Consider the following 16,424-nt stretch of genomic DNA (forward strand, 5'->3'; position numbering starts at 1 on the left):
CAGACCGAGCGGGGGCGAACCCTACGAAACAGGCGCGAACGGCGGTCGCGACAGTCCGCCCTACGGGTTCACGTACTCCGTGGGGATGACCGGCTCGCCGCCGCGCGCCAGCCGCAGTCCCTGGTCGGGGAGTTCTTGCATGACCTCGGCGTGGTGCGCTCGGGCTTGTTCGACTCCAGCTGCACCCGTGAAGCGATCGTCGATCTCGCCGCTGCGAACGAGCTCGACCCCGAGCGTGCGCGAGCCGCCGGATTCCGCCACGGGAGTGTCGATGTAGAGCACCTCGGCGGTGGCCCGGCCGTCGGATCCGAGCCGGCGAACGGCCGTCTTGCGACCGCCGACCGAGGTCTTTTTCGCCGAGCGCTTGGCCACAGACACCCACTCGCCAGTGGAGTTCTGATGGGCGACGAGCTTGTACACCATACCTGCGGCGACGGATCCGCTGCCCGTCACCACCGACGTGCCGACACCGTAGGAGTCGACGGGGGTGGCGGCCAGTGCGGCGATCGTGTATTCGTCGAGGTCGCTCGTGACGGTGATCTTCGTGTCGGTGTTGCCCAGGGCATCCAGTCGGCGTCGCACCGAGGCCACAAGCGCTGGCAGGTCTCCGGAGTCGAGTCGCACGGCACCCAGTTCGCGACCGGCGACCTGCACGGCGAGGTCGGCGCCGGCGTCGACGTCGAAGGTGTCGATCAACAAGGTGGTACCGGGGCCCATCGCTTCGACCTGCGAGCGGAACGCGTCTTCTTCGGTGTCGTGCAGCAGCGTGAAGGCGTGGGCTGCGGTACCCATCGTCGGTATGCCCCAGCTGCGCCCGGCTTCGAGGTTCGACGTGGCAGCGAAGCCGGCGATGTACGCGGCTCGGGCTGCGGCGACCGCCGAGTGTTCGCCCGTGCGGCGCGATCCCATCTCCGCGAGCGGGCGGCCGTTTGCCGCGGAGACCATGCGTGACGCGGCGCTGGCGACCGAGGAATCGTAGTTGAAGACGCTCAAGATGAGTGTCTCGAGAATCACTCCTTCGGCGAACGACGACTCGACGGTGAGAAGGGGCGAACCCGGAAAGTACAGTTCGCCCTCGCGATACCCCCGAATGGTTCCGCTGAAGCGATAGTCGGCCAGCCAGTCGAGCGTGGCTGCGCTCACCACGCCGTTCGTGCGCAGCCAGTCGAGTTCTGGTTCGCCGAACCGAAAGTCTCGGATGAGCTCGAGCACGCGCCCTGTTCCCGCGACGACGCCGTAACGCCGATCGTGGGGGAGCGACCGTGCGAACACCTCGAAAAGGCACTGGCGATTCGCGGTTGTGTCGCGCAGTGCGGCGTCGAGCATAGTGAGCTCGTAGCGGTCGGTGAGAAGTGCAGTTGAGGAGCCCACGCACCGAGCCTACGGCACCCGCTCCCGGCCAACGCGTATAGGCTAGGTGCCCGTGAGCGACGCACCGATTGGCATTTTCGATTCCGGCGTCGGGGGTCTCACGGTCGCCCGTTCTGTGCGCGACCAGCTGCCGCGCGAATCCATTCTGTATGTGGGCGATACCGCGCACTCGCCCTACGGCCCGAAACCGCTCGCAGAAGTTCGCAGCTACGCCCTGGCCGTGCTCGACGACCTGGTGGCGCAGGGCGTGAAGATGCTCGTCATCGCGTGCAATACCGCGTCTGCCGCCATGCTGCGGGATGCCCGGGAGCGCTATTCCGTACCCGTGATCGAAGTCATCCAGCCTGCGGTGCGTGCGGCCGTGCGCGCCACGCGCAACAACCGGGTCGGCGTCATCGGCACCCTCGGCACCATCAACTCGCGCGCGTACAACGACGCGTTCGCCGCCGCCCCGCACCTCGAGCTCTTCTCAGCGGCCTGCCCGCGTTTCGTGGATTTTGTCGAGTCGGGCGACACCTCGAGCCCGGAGCTGCGATCCGTCGCTGCCGAATACCTCGCACCTCTCAAAGCGGCCGGGGTCGATACGGTGGTACTCGGCTGCACGCACTATCCCTTTCTCAAGGGTGCGATACGCGTCGTGATGGGCGAAGACGTTTCGCTGGTGTCGAGCGACACCGAGACCGCGAACGATGTGTACCGCGTGCTGGTGGAGCTGGGCATCCAGCGCACCAGCCTCAGCCAGCCGACGTATCGTTACGAAGCCACCGGCGAGAGCGCCGAGGAGTTCTTGCGGCTCGCCCACCAGTTTCTCGGCCCACAGGTGTCGAGTGTCGACCTGGTCGAGACCGGCGTCATCTCATTACCACCGCTCGTTTAGGAGACCTCATGACCGACCCCCAGACCGTTACCCCCGGCACAGCAGGCGCAGCCGGCACAGCAGGCGCAGCAGACACCCCCGCGCTCGTTCGCAAAGACGGCCGCTCGGTGACCGACCTGCGCGAGGTCACCATCGAACGCGGCTGGAGCAAGCAGGCCGAGGGGTCTGCACTCATCTCGTTCGGCAACACCCGCGTGCTGTGTACGGCCTCGTTCACGAACGGCGTGCCGCGCTGGATGCAGGGCAAAGGCAAGGGCTGGGTCACCGCCGAGTACTCGATGCTGCCGCGCTCGACCAACAGCCGGATGGACCGCGAATCGGTGAAGGGCAAGATCGGTGGCCGCACGCACGAGATCTCACGCCTGATCGGCCGGTCGCTGCGCGCTGTCGTCGACATGAAGGCGCTCGGTGAGAACACCATCGTCATCGACTGCGACGTGCTGCAGGCCGACGGCGGCACCCGTACCGCAGCGATCACGGGCGCCTATGTGGCCATGGTCGACGCCATCGAGTGGGCTCGCGGCAGGAAGTTCATCGGCCAGAAGTCTCAGCCACTCATCGACAGTGTGTCGGCCGTCTCGGTCGGCATCATCGATGGCACGCCGATGCTCGACCTGGCCTACGTCGAAGACGTGCGCGCCGAGACCGACATGAACGTCGTGGTCACCGGCCGCGGACTCTTCGTCGAGGTGCAGGGCACCGCCGAGGGGGCACCCTTCGACCGCAGCGAACTGAACGCGCTGCTCGACCTCGCGCTGGCCGGAGCCGACGACCTCGCCGAGCTTCAGCGACAGTCGCTCGGCACCGAGAAATAGGGAAATACGACGGTGACCGTTCGCGTCGTTCTGGCGACTCACAACCAGCACAAGGTCGACGAGTTTCAGAAGATCTTGCAGGCGCGCCTTCCCGAGCTCGAGATTGTGAAGTACGACGGGCCGGAGCCCATCGAAGACGGCGTGACGTTCGCCGAGAACGCCCTCATCAAGGCGCGCGCTGCGGCAGAGTTCACCGGACTCCCGGCGATGGCCGACGACTCCGGCTTGTGCGTCGACGTGCTGAACGGCGCACCCGGCATGTTCTCGGCGCGCTGGGCGGGTCACGGTAAGGGTGACGTGGCGAACCGCGAGCTGCTGCTCGACCAGCTCGCCGACATGCACGAGGAACACCGGGGGGCGGCATTCGCCTGCCACATCGCGCTGGTGGTTCCGGCTAGCACCGCTCTGGTGGTTCCGGCTAGCACCACTCTGTCGGCAGAGGGCACGGCTCCGGATGCCCGTTCCGACCGCTCGACTCGAAGTGCCCCCTTCGAAGAGGTCGCCACGGGCCTCTGGCGCGGCACGCTCGCCCGCGAATCGCGTGGTGCGTTCGGGTTCGGCTACGACCCCATCTTCGTACCCGACGGATTCAGCGTCACGGCCGCCGAACTGCTGCCCGATGAGAAGAACGCTGTCAGCCATCGGGCCCTCGCTTTCGAGGCCCTCATCCCCCTACTGAGAATGAGCGTCATTCCTATCTAAGGCCCGCGACCCGAAAAGCGGCCCGGTTCGCTGGTGAACGACCCCGGGCATCCCTAGTGTTGAACCATGGGCGCCCCAACCGAAGGTCATTCGCACGCGCACGGTTCGACGAACCGTACGCGGCTGGCGATCGCCATCGGTATTGTCAGCGTTGTTCTGCTGGTCGAGATCGGCGGTGCGCTGGTCAGCGGATCGCTCGCGCTGCTCGCCGATGCCGGCCACATGTTCTCCGACCTCTTCGGGCTCATCATCGCTCTTGTCGCCTCGATCATCGCGCTGCGGCCCGCGTCAGACCGGCACACCTTCGGGTTTCAGCGCACCGAGGTGCTCGCCGCCCTGGTGAACGGGCTCATTCTGGTCGTGGTCGGGGTGTTCGTCTTCGTCGAGGGCATCTCGCGGCTGCTGTCGCCAGAGACCGATCACGTGCAGGGCGGCATCATGCTGCTGATCGCGTCGATCGGGTTGGTGGCCAACATCGTCGCACTGCTCGTGCTGCGCGGCGGCGACACGAAGTCGTTCAACATGCGCGGCGCCTATCTCGAGGTGCTCGGCGACACGATCGGATCGCTCGCGGTGATCGTCGCGGCCATCGTGATTCTGCTGACCGGGTTCGTGCAGGCCGACGCCATCGCATCGCTGGCGATCGCCGTGATGATCGTTCCGCGCGCGGTGATGCTGCTTCGTGACGTCGTGGCAGTGCTCATCCAGTCGACGCCGAAAGAGACGAACGTGCAGACGATTCGTGAGCACATTCTCGGCACCGACGGTGTGCTCGACGTGCACGACGTTCACGTGTGGGCGATCACCTCAGGCGAGGCGGTGTTCTCGGCGCACGTCGTGGTCGACGACGAGACGTTTGCAGAGCGCTCTACGGGCGCTCTTCTGGATCAGCTGTCGGAGTGTCTGTCGGAGCACTTCGACGTGGGGCATTCGACGTTTCAGCTGGAGCCTGCTGAGCACGCGGGTCATGAGCACGAGCAGCATCGCTGAAGCCGAGACCCAGATCGCGGCCGCGCTGTGAGAACGGGAGGGCGGTCGTCGATGACGGCACCAGAGCAGGCGCAGCAGCGCCATCGCCTCCCTTGCCCAGAATCGTGGCTGCGATCGGAAAGAGCAGTACCGAAAGCGCGCCCGCACCGACGATGCTCGCCTCTGCCGCCTCGGTCATGGCGCCGTTCTCGACCCCGAGCTCGGTGAGTGCGACCAGCAGTGGCAGGGCGGTGGCCGCGAAGAACATCAACTGCAGTCTCTCGCGCACCGCGAGATCGTTGCGGTACCAGAACAGCGCCGGCGCTCCGCGGATCAGCAGCATGGCGAAGAAGAAGATGAACAGGGGAACCGGATTCTGCATGATCGACACGACGTCGAGCGTCATGCCGGAGTAGATGAAGAACAGCGGAATGAAGAACCCGTATCCGACCGCGTCGAGCTTGGTCTCGAGGCTCTCGGATCCGCGGGGGGTCCAGTGCCGCAGAAGCATGCCCGCGGCGAACGCGCCGAGCACGCTGTCGAAGCCGAACGCATTCGAGACGAACAAGAGCACGAAGAGCAGCGCGATCACGAGGCGCAACACGAGCTGCGAGGTGGAGTGCCGGCGCTTCTCCACCATCTCGAGAAACCATTTCGGCAGCAGGGCGAACCGAGCGAGAGACGCGAACGCGACGAGGACGAGAAAGATGACCAGAGCGATGAGCGCGGTGATCGTGCCGCGGGTACCGAGGAACAGCGCCATCGCGATGATCGGCGCCAACTCGCCGACCGCACCCGTGGCGATCACATACCGGCCGAACCGCGTGTCGAAGATGCCTTGTTCTTTCAAGATCGGGATCAGCGTGCCGAGCGCCGTGGTGCTCAGGGCGATGGTCAGCACGATGGGCGAGTCCACGATGTGCACCGCGTAGAGCACGAACACGACGACCGCACCGAGGGCGATCGTGACGAGCCACGCCCACAACGCCAGCTTTCCGGCCCGCTCGACGAAGATCTTCGGGTCGAGTTCGTAGCCGGCGAGCAGAAAGAGAAAACCCATGCCGATGGTCGAGAACAGCGAGATGTCGGTCGGGTCGGCGAGGTTGGCGACCTCGGGCCCGATGATGACACCGCCGACGAGCAACAGCGCGACCTGAGGAATGCGAACCGGGCCGGGAATCAGGTCGACGATGAGCGGCGCCGCGGCCGCCAGCAGTACAACGACGACCAGCGACGAGAACGCCTGGTTCACGACGAGTTACTCTGCGCTGTTCTGCTTGTCAGGGGTGTGAGCGCCGTGGTGACGGTCGAATACTCCGGGGTCGAGCAGCAGCTCTTCGGCGGCCCCAGTGGCCTCGACGGTTTCTTCGTCAGCGGCAGCGGCTAGCCTGCGCGACTTACGCGACGCGTTGATGGTGTGGATGATCGTGGGAACGAGTGTGACGACCACCACAGCGATCAGCACCACGTCGAGGTACTTCTCGGTGAAGTCGCGCACGACGGGAATCTGGCCGAGAAAAAAGCCGAGCACCGTGAATCCGCCGGCCCAGATCAGCGCACCGATGGCGTTGTACAGGCTGTATTTGCGGTAGTTCATCTTTCCGACGCCAGCTGCGACCGGGGCGAAGGTGCGCACGACCGGCACGAAGCGGGCGATGACGACCGCGAACCCTCCGAACCTCTCGAAGAAGGCGTTGGTGCGTTCGACGTTCTTGATGCTGAAGAAACCGGATTCTTTACGCTCGAAAATGCGCGGGCCTGCCTTGCGGCCGATGAGATACCCCACCTCACCGCCGATGAAGGCCGAGATGGCGACCGCCGGCGCAACCAGATAGATGGGAAACCCGATCACGCCCGTGAAGGTGAGCAAACCGGTCACGAACAGCAGTGTGTCGCCAGGCAGCACAAATCCGACGAGCAAACCCGTCTCGGCGAAGATGATGAAGCAGACCACCAGCAGGGCCCACGGGCCGAACGTCGTGATGATCTGCTGTGGGTCGAGACCCGGAATCAGGCCAGCGAAGACCGCCGAGTGGATGGCTGCGTGCATGGTGTGACTCCAGTCGTGAGGGGTCGGGGCGGCGGCTCTGAATAAAGTTGTGCTGCGTGAAATGGATGTGCGTGACGTGGCGATGAATCTGCCGTGCGGGAGAAGGGACTTGAACCCTCACGCTCGAAAGCACAGGTACCTAAAACCTGCGTGTATACCAATTTCACCACTCCCGCAGAGAAACACCCCTCAGTGTATTGGGTCACAGTGTAACCGGTCAGCGCGCGAGCTTTCGGGGAACATACCGGGGAACGTTGCGAAGCAGAATCGCCGCACCGGCGAAACCGACGACTCCCATGAGGCCCACCGCGAGGGGCAGCGAAGCGACCGCCACGATCAGGGCAACGGCGAGCGGGGCCGCCGCGGTACCGGCGTCACTCGTGAAACGGAACGCACCGAGGAACGGTGCGGGGTTGCCCCTGGGGGCCAGATCGGCGCCGAGCGTCATCATGATGCCGCTGCCGATTCCGTTGAAAAAGCCGAGGCCGATGGCGATCACGATGAACCACACGACCGCTCCCGGCAACGTGTGCGTGAAAGCGAGCACGATAAGACACAGGCCCATGCCGGTCATCGATGGAATGGCGCTCCAGAGCCGGCCGAAGCGATCCATGATCTGGCCGCTGGTGTAGAACAGGGCGAAGTCGATGGCTCCGCCGATGCCCACGATCAGGGCGGTGTTCGCCTCGCCGAGGCCGAGGCTGACCGCCCAGAGCGGCAGAATGACCATGCGGCTGGCCCGCAGAGCACCGACGACCGCGACACCGGATCCGACTCTCAGCAACAACCCCCGATAGTCGAACAGGGTCTTGAAGAGACCCGCAGACTCCTCGGCCACGAACTTCTCGCCGGCATCCGGTTTCGACAGGCCTTCGGTGGGGTCGGGAATGACGAGCAGCAACACGATCACCGCCAGGGCGCAGATGGCCTGAATGTAGAACACGGCCTGCGAGGTTCCCGTCAGGGCGATGACAGCCGCGCCGAGAAACGGGCCGATGAACCAGCCCAGGCGAAACGTTCCGCCGAGCGTCGAGAGAGCGCGCGCCCGATATTCGATCGGCACGAAGCTTGTCATGAAGGCGTGCCGGGCGAGAGCGAAGGTCGCGGCGGCCAGGCCGATGAAGAAGATGCCGATGCCGAACACCAGAGGGGTGGTCGCGAGCATACACACCACGACGGCGAGGATCGCGAGCAGTGCCGCATAGATCATCGCGCGGCGTTCGCCGATGCGGCTCACCACCCAGCCGCTCGGAATGTCACCGGCGAGCTGGCCGAGCATGGTCATTCCGGCGATGAAACCGGCCACGGCGAGAGTCGCGCCGAGATTCGAGGCGATAGCGGGGATGACCGGGATGACGGATCCCTCACCGATGGCGAACAACAACGACGGCACGAGGGCGGGTAAAGCTATCGAACGGAACGTGAAGGTCTGGTCGGTAGTACTCATTGGTTAACGACTTTACCCGGGCTGAGTACCCAGGCGGCGCCGGTAGGCTGGATGACCGTGCTAGAACTTGACTTATCAGAGCAGATCGCGGCCCTCCGCTCGACGTTCAGCGACATCCGATCGGTCGTCGATGTCGACGGCCTCACGGCTGAGATCGCCGACCTCAGCGAACAGGCGGGCGTGCCAGACCTCTGGAACGACACCGAGAAGGCGCAGAAGGTCACCAGTGCGCTTTCGCACCGGCAGGCCGAGCTCGCCAAGATCAACAGCATCGACTCTCGCCTCGACGACCTCGAGATCATGGTCGAGCTGGCCAACGACGAATCCGATGAAGATGCTGTCGCCGAAGCCCAGGCCGAGCTGGTGAGCCTGACGAAGGTGCTGGGCGAGCTCGAGGTGCAGACGCTGCTGAACGGTGAGTACGACCCTCGGGCTGCTGTCGTGACGATTCGCGCCGGTGCCGGGGGAGTCGACGCGGCCGACTTCGCAGAGATGCTGATGCGCATGTACCTGCGCTGGGCAGAGCAGCACGGGCATCCGACAACCGTGCTCGACACCAGCTACGCCGAAGAGGCCGGCATCAAGAGTGCAACCATCGAGATCGACTCGCCGTACGCCTTCGGCACGCTCTCGGTCGAGGCGGGAACACATCGCCTCGTGCGCATGAGCCCGTTCAACTCGGCAGGCAAGCGGCAGACGAGCTTCGCGGCCGTCGAAGTCGTGCCGCTCATCGAGCAGACCGATGTGGTCGAGGTTCCTGAGAGCGACATTCGCGTCGACGTGTTCCGCTCCAGCGGTCCCGGCGGCCAGTCTGTGAACACCACCGACTCCGCCGTGCGCATCACACACCTGCCCACCGGCATCGTGGTGAGCTGCCAGAACGAGAAGAGCCAGATTCAGAACCGCGCCGCAGCGCTGCGGGTGCTGCAGTCGCGACTGCTTCTCTTGCAGCGTGAGCAGGAGAACGCCACGAAGAAAGAACTGGCCGGAAACATCACGGCGAGCTGGGGCGACCAGATGCGCAGCTATGTGCTCGCGCCCTACCAGATGGTGAAAGATCTGCGCACGGACTACGAAGTGAACAACCCGTCGCACGTGTTCGACGGCGACCTCGACGGATTCATCTCGGCGGGTATCCGCTGGCGCAAGCGCAAGCAAGACTAAAGACTGCACACCCGTCGCTCAGGGTTCTCCAAGCCTTCGCATTGGGCGAGTCGCTGTGCCCCGATGGGGGAGTCGCTGCTTAGGCTCGTCACGAAATGATTCGATTCGACCAGGTTTCCAAGATGTACAAGGGCACGGCAAAGCCGGCGCTCAATACGATCGACCTCGAGATTCTGCGGGGTGAGTTCGTCTTTCTCGTCGGGGCCTCCGGCTCCGGCAAGTCGAGCTTTCTGCGGCTCGTGCTGAAAGAAGACCGGCCCACCAGCGGCAGCATCCACGTGCTCGGGCAAGACCTCGGGTCGATCTCGTCGCGCAAGGTGCCGTACTTCCGCCGCAATCTCGGCGTCGTCTTTCAAGACTTTCGCCTGCTGCCGAACAAGAACGTGTTCGACAACGTCGCCTTCACGCTTCAGGTCATCGGCAAGTCGCGCGGGTTCATTCAAGAGGCCGTTCCCGATGTTCTGGCCATGGTCGGGCTGGCCGAGAAAGCCAATCGGCTGCCCCATGAACTCTCGGGTGGTGAACAGCAGCGTGTGGCCATCGCCCGTGCGGTGGTGAACAAGCCCGCGATTCTGCTGGCCGACGAGCCGACGGGTAACCTCGACCCGGTCACCAGCGCCGGCATCATGAACGTGCTCGACCGCATCAATGCCGGCGGCACGACCATCATCATGGCTACGCATGACAACGCCATCGTCGACCAGATGCAGCGCCGCGTGGTCGAGCTCGTCAGCGGTTCTGTCGTGCGCGACGACCGCGAGGGCGGCTACGGCGTCGTCACCGACGTCAGCCTGCAAGACAGCGGCATGACGGCCGAGATCACCCGGCCCGATCCGCTCTCGCTGCGATCCCAGGCCACGGGCGCGACTGGCTCCATCGAGCGGCCCACCGCGGCCGCGCTCGCGGCTGCTGCTGCCGCCCGCGCCCCTGGGGCGGTTGCGACCGCGGAACCGGCCGCGGCGACGGTCGCCCCTGGCGCAGAGTCGTCGGCTCCGGTTGTGCCACGCGTTCCGACGTCGTTTCCGGCGCCGGCCGCCATACCGGTTTCGACGTTGCCCACTGACGAACCGCTGTTCTTTCCGCCGGCGCAAGAGGAGGTTCTGCCTCCCGCCGACGCACCTGTCGGTGACCAGGCCGGGCCCGCCGAGGTCATCGATCCGGCCACCGGAACACTCGTGCCCGAGCATCCGGTGCCCGAGGCCCCTGCCGGCACCGGCGACCCCGTCGAAGACCTCACCACCGGGCAGATCAGCCTCGCCGAAAAGCTGGGCCTGCGTGCGCCCGGTGTGAGTCACGATCCCACCGCAGACCAGAATGTAGGCCCCACGTCGTGAGATTCGCACTCATTCTCGGCGAAGTCGGCACCGGACTCCGCCGCAACATGGCCATGGTCATTTCGGTGGTTCTCGTCACGTTCATTTCGCTCACCTTTGTCGGTTCGGCCATTCTGCTGCAGATGCAGATCGGCCAGATGAAGGGCTATTGGTACGACAAGGCCCAGGTCGCCGTCTACATGTGCACGGCCACCTCGTCGAGCGCCAACTGCGCGAACGGCGAAGCCACCGACGACCAGATCGCCGCCGTCGACACCATGCTGAAGGGCTCGACCCTCGCGCCCTTCATCAAGACCTACGAGTTCGAGAACCACGAGCAGGCCTATGAGAAGTTCAAGGCGCAGTTCGCGGGCAACGACGTGGCGCAGTACGTCACGCCCGACCTGCTCAACCAGACGTTCTGGATCAACATGGTCGACCCGCAGCAGAGCGACGTGCTCGTCGAGAGCCTGTCGAGTCAGCCCGGCGTCGACAGCGTGGTCGATCAGCGCAGTTATCTCGAGCAGATCTTCAACATTCTGAACGCAGCGAGCTACACCGCCATCGGAATCGCGCTGCTGATGCTGGTGGCGGCGGTGCTGCTGATCGCCACCACCATCAGGCTGTCGGCCTTCTCACGAAGACGGGAGATCGGCATCATGAGGCTGGTCGGGGCATCCAACCGGTTCATCCAGACGCCGTTCATTCTCGAGGGCGTGATCGCCGCGCTCATCGGATCGATTCTGGCCGGCGCCACGGTGTGGGCGATCGTGCACTTCTTCGTGCAGGGCTACCTGCAGCAGTCGCTTCCGCTCACCGCCTTCGTGACGGTTCAGGATGCCCTGTGGATCGTTGCGCCGATACTCATCGTGCTCGGGGTGATCTTGGCCGCCATCTCGGCGAAGTTCGCCATCACGCGGTACCTGCGGGTCTAGCCTCGGCGGCGGGTCTGGTTTGTCCGCGGGTCTGGCTTGTCCGCGGGGCTGGCTTGCCGGCGGCCCGGGCCCGCTTGCGGCGTTGTCAGGCGCGCGAGCGGATGTACCGGATGAGTGCCGCGATCGCTCCGATCAGAATCACGGCGATGCCGATGTAGATCAAGATCTTGGCGGCCTCGATCGCGACGCCGAAGACAAGCAGAATGATGCCGAGAATGACGATGCCGATGAAAATACCCATGGCCCCATTGTCGAGCGTCGAGAAGATGCGCGGCAGTGCTTGTCGCGCGAGGCGCGCACCGATATGGTGGCCGGCTCACGAACGGTGATTTGCTCACGTACGGTGATTGGCTCGCGCATGGTGGTCGGGTCACGCGGGTCGCTGGTGCGAGGCGCAGCATGGTGAAAGCGGGTGGCTGCGCGGCGCCGCGTAGAGTGAAACGATCGCCACGGGGCGACCGGAAACCGCAGGGGGATTCAGAAGATGACCGACACCACGCCCACGCCGCCCGAGGGAGACGTTCCGAACACGCCACCGGCGCCGCCTGCCGATGCGCCCTCGTATCAAGCGCCGATCGCCGAACCGCCTGCTGTTGCGCCCGTCTACCAGGCGCCGCCCGCGCCGCCCTCGTACCAGGCGCCGGGTGTCCCGCCCTCGTACCAGGCGCCCGGTGTCCCGCCGGCGTACCAGCCCGGCGCCTACCCACCCGCACCCGGCATGCCGCCGGGGTATGGCCAGCAGACGCAACGACCGCCGTTCAGCAGGCTGGTGATCGCGGGGTTTGTGCTCTCGTGCGTGAGCATCTTCGTCTTCGGGTTTCTCGGCGTGCTCGGCGTTGTTCTCGCGTCGCAGGGTCTGCGCGCCGTGCGCCGCGGTCTGGCACGGGGCCGCGGTCTCGCGATCGCGGCGATGGTCATCGGCGTCGTCGGGTTCGTGTTCTATGCGGTGGGGCTGATTCTGAACGCGACACGGTAGCCGGGCATCCGCTGCCCGTGGCCGGCAGCCCGGAAGAGTGTCAGCGCGGCACTATCAGCTCGGCGGAGTGCCGAGCGTGACTGTTGTGTCGGTCGAGGTTCCCCCGCGTACGTAGGTGACGGCGATCGTGTCGCCGATCGACTTGATCTGGGTGATGCGGGTGATGACGTCGTTGCCCGTGGCGGGTGATCCGTCGATCTGGGTGACGATGTCGCCGGGGCGGATGCCCGCTGCCGCAACCGGCCCACCGCTGACGACCGATTCGACGAAGAGACCGGGCGCGACGCCGAAGCGCTGGGCGGTGGCTGCCGGAATCGGCGTGACGTCGACTCCGAACCACGGATAGAGGGCGGCGCCCTTCGTCTTGAGCTGGTCGACGATGGTGTTCATGAGGTTGACGGGCACGGCGAAGCCGATACCCACGCTGCCGCCGCCCGCCTGCCCCGCCGAATTGGGCACGCTGGCAATGGCGGTGTTCACTCCGATGAGTGCGCCCGAGCAGTCGACGAGTGCGCCGCCTGAGTTGCCCGGGTTGATCGCGGCGTCGGTCTGGATCGCCCCGACCAGCGTCGTGGTGGTGTTGTTATCGCTGGGGGCCTGAACGTTGCGGTCGAGTGCGCTCACGATTCCGGCGGTGACCGTGTTCGACAGACCGAGAGGTGCTCCGAGCGCGACGACGGGCTGCCCGACGTCGATCTTCGCCGAGTCGCCGACAGCGATGGTCGGCAGCGCCCGGTCGGGGGAGACCTTCAGCACGGCGAGGTCAGAGACGGGATCCCGCCCGACGAGCGTCGCAGGGGCCGACTCGCCGCTGCTGTAGAGCACGCTGATGGTTCCCGAAGTCGCGGCGCTCGAGATGACGTGGTTGTTGGTCACGATGTAGCCGTCGCTGGTGAGAATCTCGCCCGTTCCGACTCCGTTGCCGCTGGCTCCGGATGCCCCACCACCCTGCACCGAAACGGTGACCACGGCCGGCAACACTCTGTCAGCAATCGACACCGCGTCGCAGCTGCTGCCGGTGTGGCCGGCGTTGGCCGCGAATGCGCCGACGACTCCGCCGCCGACGGCGATCACGAGGGCGGCGAGAATGGCGAGGCCGATGACCAGAGTGCGGCGGTGATCCGGCGTAGCGACCGGCACCGGTCGCTCCGACACAGGGGTCTCGGGCAGCGGGGTTTCCGGCACCGGGGTTTCCGGCACCGGCGTCGCCGAGGAATCTGTCACGGCTGGTCGCTCGGGGTCGGGCCCGGCGGAATCAGAAGTGCTCATGCGACGAACATTACCGGTTCGGGCGCTCGCCGGTGAGATGCCGGAGTGTTGCTAGACTATTGGGCTGCCAACCCATCGATCTGTACAGGAGTAACCGTGCCACGCGAACGCGGAGAGAAGGTCGTCGCGACCAACCGCAAGGCGCGCCACGACTACACCATCGAAGACACCTATGAGGCGGGCCTGGTGCTCACCGGCACCGAGGTCAAGTCGCTGCGGGCCGGGCGGGCATCCTTGGTCGACGGCTACGGCTACATCGACGGGGGAGAAGCGTGGCTCGACGCCGTGCACATCCCGGAGTTCAATCAGGGCTCGTGGAACAACCACACGCCCCGCCGCAAGCGCAAGATGCTGCTGCACAAGGCGCAGATTCTGAAGATCAACAACAAGGTGAAAGAGGGCGGTTACACGCTCGTTCCTCTGCGCCTGTACTTCAGCGACGGCCGCGCCAAGGTCGAGCTCGCGGTGGCCAAGGGCAAACGCGAGTACGACAAGCGCCAGACCCTGCGCGAGCGTCAAGACAAGCGCGAGGCCGACCGCGCCATGGGCACCCAGCGCCACTTGGGCGAATAGTCGCGCCGCGCTGCGGTTCGTCGATCTCGCGAACGCGACAGTTTCGGACGAGATGAGCCGCCGGGGCGCTCGCTCTCGTCCGAAACTGTCGCTCTGGCGGCTGGGCCCGTCAGAAGCGCAGGGGCACACCCGTCATGGTCTCGGCCATGTTCCAGAGTTCGGTGGCGGTGTGGATGTCGCGGGCGCGGTTGCGGGCGCGCACGATGGTGGGGCTGCCTTTCAGCTGCCGCCATCCGCTCGGACCCCAGTACTCTCCGCCGCGCGCTACGGGGTCGGCGGCCGCCCGCACGGTGGGCAGGGCGCCAGCGTCTTTGCCCTGAGCAAAAGCGCCGAGCGCAGTTCGCGTGAATGTGTTCGAGGGCCTGCCATTCGTGATGCCCGGCCGGGCGGCGCTGAGGCCGTCGAGTGAGAATCCGGGATGCGCGACGAGACTCTCGGTCGATAGTTTGGCTGCGCGCAGGCGTCGATCGAGCTCGAACGCGATCAGCATGACACCGAGCTTTGAACGGCTATACGCGCGAAAACTGTCGTAATTCTGATCTCCCATGACGTCAGTCAGATCCATCTCGTTGAACTGATGTGCGATGCTGCCAAGCGACACGATGCGTGACTTCTCGGTCGAGAGCAATGTCGGCATCAGTCGCGCTGTGAGCGCGAAGTGACCGAGCACGTTCGTGCCGAACATGAGCTCGAATCCGTCGGAAGTGAAGCCCCGATTCTTGGCTCCCAGAACACCCGCGTTATTGACGAGTACGTCGATGGGCTCGGCGGCGAGTTCGGCAGACGCCGTTTCAACGCACGCCAGGTCGGCCAGGTCGAGCTTGACCCAGCTCACATCGGCCCGGGGCGCGCGAGAGAGTATCGATGCAATGGCCCTGGTGGCTTTCTCCTCACTGCGCGCGGCGACCACCACGGTTGCACCTCGACGGGCAAGAAACTCCGCAGTCCAGTAGCCGAGCCCCGCGTTCGCACCTGTGATCACGACGCGCTTACCGGCGAGAGAGGGCAGACGGGCGGGAGTCCATGCGGGAGTCGTCATGCAGCGAGATTAGTGCATATACTGGAGGGCTGCCTGATAAGGCGGTTCGCATCTAGACAACTCAACAGCGCGTGACAGTGGCCCGCAGCCAGCCTCGATCAGGGGCGGTCGCATTGCAGGGGGATGATCGGTTTCGACATTGCCTGAGTGAGTGTGAGAAGCGGGCCGAGGACGCACGGTTATCTCGTAAACGATCCGTGCAAACAATAAGTGCCAATTCAAACAGCACTGTTCCGGCTCAGGCCAAGGCTTCTTTCGCTCTCGCAGCGTAAGACCCTTCTGACCTAGCCACAAGGAACCGTCAGTCCGGGAATGCCCTCTACCCGGTGCCTGGCGTTATCTAGAGGGATTGCTTGTGCGTTGAGCCTCAGGGCGCACAGGGACCCGCACTGAGACTGGGCTCGTCGATCTAGCTGCCAGTGGCAAAGATCGGAGCCGAGTAGAACGCTTGCACTGGCTACACCCGTAGAAGGCACACGACCACAGCAGTGGACGGGGGTTCAATTCCCCCCATCTCCACCACCAGAGGCCACGTCACGCGTTGTTGAGCTCGTTGTTTTCGGTGCCGTCACCCGGCTCGTCGCCTTCGCCCGGCTCGAGGTTAGTGGGCGCGGTGTGAGCCGGCGAGGGGTGAGCTGGCGCGGTGTGAGCCGGCGCGCGCCGCACACCAGCGGCTGCGGTTTTCGCGAACTTTCGGTGCGCAGCTTGCCGCGACGTGCCTAGTACCAGGCTGATGACCTGCCAGGAGTCTCCAGCGGCGTGGGCGGCCGAGACCGCGTCGTCGAGCGCCTGTTCAGCCGCTTCGAGTGCAGTGAGCGCCTCGCCGATTCGGCGGAGATTGGAGCCGTCGGTCATGCGCGAAGTGACGGGATCGAGCGAATCGAGCCAGTCCTCGGCTCCGGAGCTTGTTGCATTCATAGTGGT

Annotated in this window: 16 protein-coding genes, 1 tRNA gene, 1 other RNA gene and 1 pseudogene; 10 read left to right on the forward strand and 9 right to left on the reverse strand. The window is 65.2% G+C overall.

The features are described from left to right. Positions 1-60 precede the first annotated feature (60 nt). Entirely contained in the window at positions 61-1,371 is a 1,311-nt protein-coding gene (locus tag LQ955_RS04035) for a nicotinate phosphoribosyltransferase (RefSeq protein WP_231026939.1), read from the reverse strand. A gap of 52 nt (positions 1,372-1,423) precedes the next feature. Between LQ955_RS04035 and murI the strand changes: the two genes are divergently transcribed. The 4 genes from murI (at position 1,424) to LQ955_RS04055 (ending at position 4,755) form a co-directional block, all read left to right on the forward strand. After that, positions 1,424-2,248, forward strand: coding sequence for a glutamate racemase (gene murI / locus LQ955_RS04040; protein WP_231026940.1), 825 nt, complete (start codon positions 1,424-1,426; stop codon positions 2,246-2,248). Between the two features lie 8 nt (positions 2,249-2,256). After that, positions 2,257-3,063, forward strand: coding sequence for a ribonuclease PH (gene rph / locus LQ955_RS04045; RefSeq protein ID WP_231026941.1), 807 nt, complete (start codon positions 2,257-2,259; stop codon positions 3,061-3,063). 12 nt (positions 3,064-3,075) lie between these two features. Continuing rightward, entirely contained in the window at positions 3,076-3,765 is a 690-nt protein-coding gene (locus tag LQ955_RS04050; RefSeq protein ID WP_231026942.1) for a non-canonical purine NTP pyrophosphatase, read from the forward strand. A gap of 66 nt (positions 3,766-3,831) precedes the next feature. Beyond that, a complete protein-coding gene (locus tag LQ955_RS04055; protein ID WP_231026943.1) occupies positions 3,832-4,755 on the forward strand; it encodes a cation diffusion facilitator family transporter in 924 nt (307 codons plus the stop codon). Positions 4,756-4,870: 115 nt separating this feature from the next. On the opposite strand, the pseudogene LQ955_RS04060 reads toward LQ955_RS04055, so the two are convergent. The 4 genes and pseudogenes from LQ955_RS04060 to LQ955_RS04075 all read right to left on the reverse strand — a co-directional run. Next, positions 4,871-5,986, reverse strand: a pseudogene (locus tag LQ955_RS04060) (cation:proton antiporter); the annotation flags it as partial. A 6-nt stretch (positions 5,987-5,992) separates the two neighbouring features. Next, the gene (locus LQ955_RS04065) at positions 5,993-6,784 is read right to left on the reverse strand and encodes a DedA family protein (RefSeq protein ID WP_231026944.1); all 792 of its coding nucleotides are present in this window, start codon (positions 6,782-6,784) and stop codon (positions 5,993-5,995) included. Between the two features lie 94 nt (positions 6,785-6,878). Next, positions 6,879-6,960 (reverse strand) — tRNA-Leu (locus LQ955_RS04070). A 41-nt stretch (positions 6,961-7,001) separates the two neighbouring features. Further along, a complete protein-coding gene (locus LQ955_RS04075; protein WP_231026945.1) occupies positions 7,002-8,231 on the reverse strand; it encodes an MFS transporter in 1,230 nt (409 codons plus the stop codon). Positions 8,232-8,288: 57 nt separating this feature from the next. On the opposite strand from LQ955_RS04075, the gene prfB reads away from it, so the two are divergent. From prfB to ftsX, 3 genes are all read left to right on the forward strand, one after another. Then, positions 8,289-9,395 carry a peptide chain release factor 2 gene (prfB, locus tag LQ955_RS04080; RefSeq protein ID WP_231028026.1) on the forward strand — a complete coding sequence of 369 codons (1,107 nt, stop codon included), beginning with the start codon at positions 8,289-8,291 and terminating at the stop codon, positions 9,393-9,395. 95 nt (positions 9,396-9,490) lie between these two features. Further along, on the forward strand, positions 9,491-10,729 hold the full coding sequence (gene ftsE, locus LQ955_RS04085; protein WP_231026946.1) for a cell division ATP-binding protein FtsE: 1,239 nt from the start codon (positions 9,491-9,493) through the stop codon (positions 10,727-10,729). Next, positions 10,726-11,643, forward strand: a complete 918-nt coding sequence (gene ftsX / locus LQ955_RS04090) for a permease-like cell division protein FtsX (RefSeq protein ID WP_231026947.1) — start codon at positions 10,726-10,728, stop codon at positions 11,641-11,643. The genes ftsE and ftsX overlap by 4 nt, the downstream gene beginning before the upstream one ends. A gap of 85 nt (positions 11,644-11,728) precedes the next feature. On the opposite strand, the gene LQ955_RS04095 is transcribed toward ftsX, so the two are convergent. Then, entirely contained in the window at positions 11,729-11,884 is a 156-nt protein-coding gene (locus LQ955_RS04095; RefSeq protein ID WP_231026948.1) for a hypothetical protein, read from the reverse strand. Positions 11,885-12,127: 243 nt separating this feature from the next. Between LQ955_RS04095 and LQ955_RS04100 the strand changes: the two genes are divergently transcribed. Next, on the forward strand, positions 12,128-12,619 hold the full coding sequence (locus LQ955_RS04100) for a DUF4190 domain-containing protein (RefSeq protein ID WP_231026949.1): 492 nt from the start codon (positions 12,128-12,130) through the stop codon (positions 12,617-12,619). 54 nt (positions 12,620-12,673) lie between these two features. Here LQ955_RS04100 and LQ955_RS04105 read toward each other — a convergent pair whose 3' ends face one another. Beyond that, the gene (locus LQ955_RS04105; protein WP_231026950.1) at positions 12,674-13,888 is read right to left on the reverse strand and encodes a S1C family serine protease; all 1,215 of its coding nucleotides are present in this window, start codon (positions 13,886-13,888) and stop codon (positions 12,674-12,676) included. Between the two features lie 96 nt (positions 13,889-13,984). Between LQ955_RS04105 and smpB the strand changes: the two genes are divergently transcribed. Further along, on the forward strand, positions 13,985-14,461 hold the full coding sequence (gene smpB / locus LQ955_RS04110; protein ID WP_231026951.1) for an SsrA-binding protein SmpB: 477 nt from the start codon (positions 13,985-13,987) through the stop codon (positions 14,459-14,461). Positions 14,462-14,570: 109 nt separating this feature from the next. On the opposite strand, the gene LQ955_RS04115 is transcribed toward smpB, so the two are convergent. Continuing rightward, on the reverse strand, positions 14,571-15,500 hold the full coding sequence (locus tag LQ955_RS04115) for an oxidoreductase (protein WP_231026952.1): 930 nt from the start codon (positions 15,498-15,500) through the stop codon (positions 14,571-14,573). Positions 15,501-15,619: 119 nt separating this feature from the next. On the opposite strand from LQ955_RS04115, the gene ssrA reads away from it, so the two are divergent. Beyond that, positions 15,620-16,022: a transfer-messenger RNA gene (gene ssrA / locus LQ955_RS04120) on the forward strand. A gap of 12 nt (positions 16,023-16,034) precedes the next feature. Here ssrA and LQ955_RS04125 read toward each other — a convergent pair. After that, the gene (locus tag LQ955_RS04125; protein ID WP_231026953.1) at positions 16,035-16,418 is read right to left on the reverse strand and encodes a hypothetical protein; all 384 of its coding nucleotides are present in this window, start codon (positions 16,416-16,418) and stop codon (positions 16,035-16,037) included. Positions 16,419-16,424 lie beyond the last annotated feature (6 nt).

Origin of the sequence: Subtercola endophyticus, from assembly GCF_021044565.1 — a bacterium.
GTDB lineage: Bacteria > Actinomycetota > Actinomycetes > Actinomycetales > Microbacteriaceae > Subtercola > Subtercola endophyticus.

What these genes read in the sequence shown, in the direction of transcription:
- LQ955_RS04115 (WP_231026952.1), bottom strand. Translation starts at nt 15,500, where the DNA reads ATGACGACTCCCGCATGGACTCCCGCCCGTCTGCCCTCTCTCGCCGGT.
- LQ955_RS04075 (WP_231026945.1), bottom strand. Translation starts at nt 8,231, where the DNA reads ATGAGTACTACCGACCAGACCTTCACGTTCCGTTCGATAGCTTTACCC.
- LQ955_RS04105 (WP_231026950.1), bottom strand. Translation starts at nt 13,888, where the DNA reads ATGAGCACTTCTGATTCCGCCGGGCCCGACCCCGAGCGACCAGCCGTG.
- ftsE (WP_231026946.1), top strand. Translation starts at nt 9,491, where the DNA reads ATGATTCGATTCGACCAGGTTTCCAAGATGTACAAGGGCACGGCAAAG.
- LQ955_RS04065 (WP_231026944.1), bottom strand. Translation starts at nt 6,784, where the DNA reads ATGCACGCAGCCATCCACTCGGCGGTCTTCGCTGGCCTGATTCCGGGT.
- LQ955_RS04125 (WP_231026953.1), bottom strand. Translation starts at nt 16,418, where the DNA reads ATGAATGCAACAAGCTCCGGAGCCGAGGACTGGCTCGATTCGCTCGAT.
- LQ955_RS04095 (WP_231026948.1), bottom strand. Translation starts at nt 11,884, where the DNA reads ATGGGTATTTTCATCGGCATCGTCATTCTCGGCATCATTCTGCTTGTC.
- LQ955_RS04055 (WP_231026943.1), top strand. Translation starts at nt 3,832, where the DNA reads ATGGGCGCCCCAACCGAAGGTCATTCGCACGCGCACGGTTCGACGAAC.
- LQ955_RS04100 (WP_231026949.1), top strand. Translation starts at nt 12,128, where the DNA reads ATGACCGACACCACGCCCACGCCGCCCGAGGGAGACGTTCCGAACACG.
- rph (WP_231026941.1), top strand. Translation starts at nt 2,257, where the DNA reads ATGACCGACCCCCAGACCGTTACCCCCGGCACAGCAGGCGCAGCCGGC.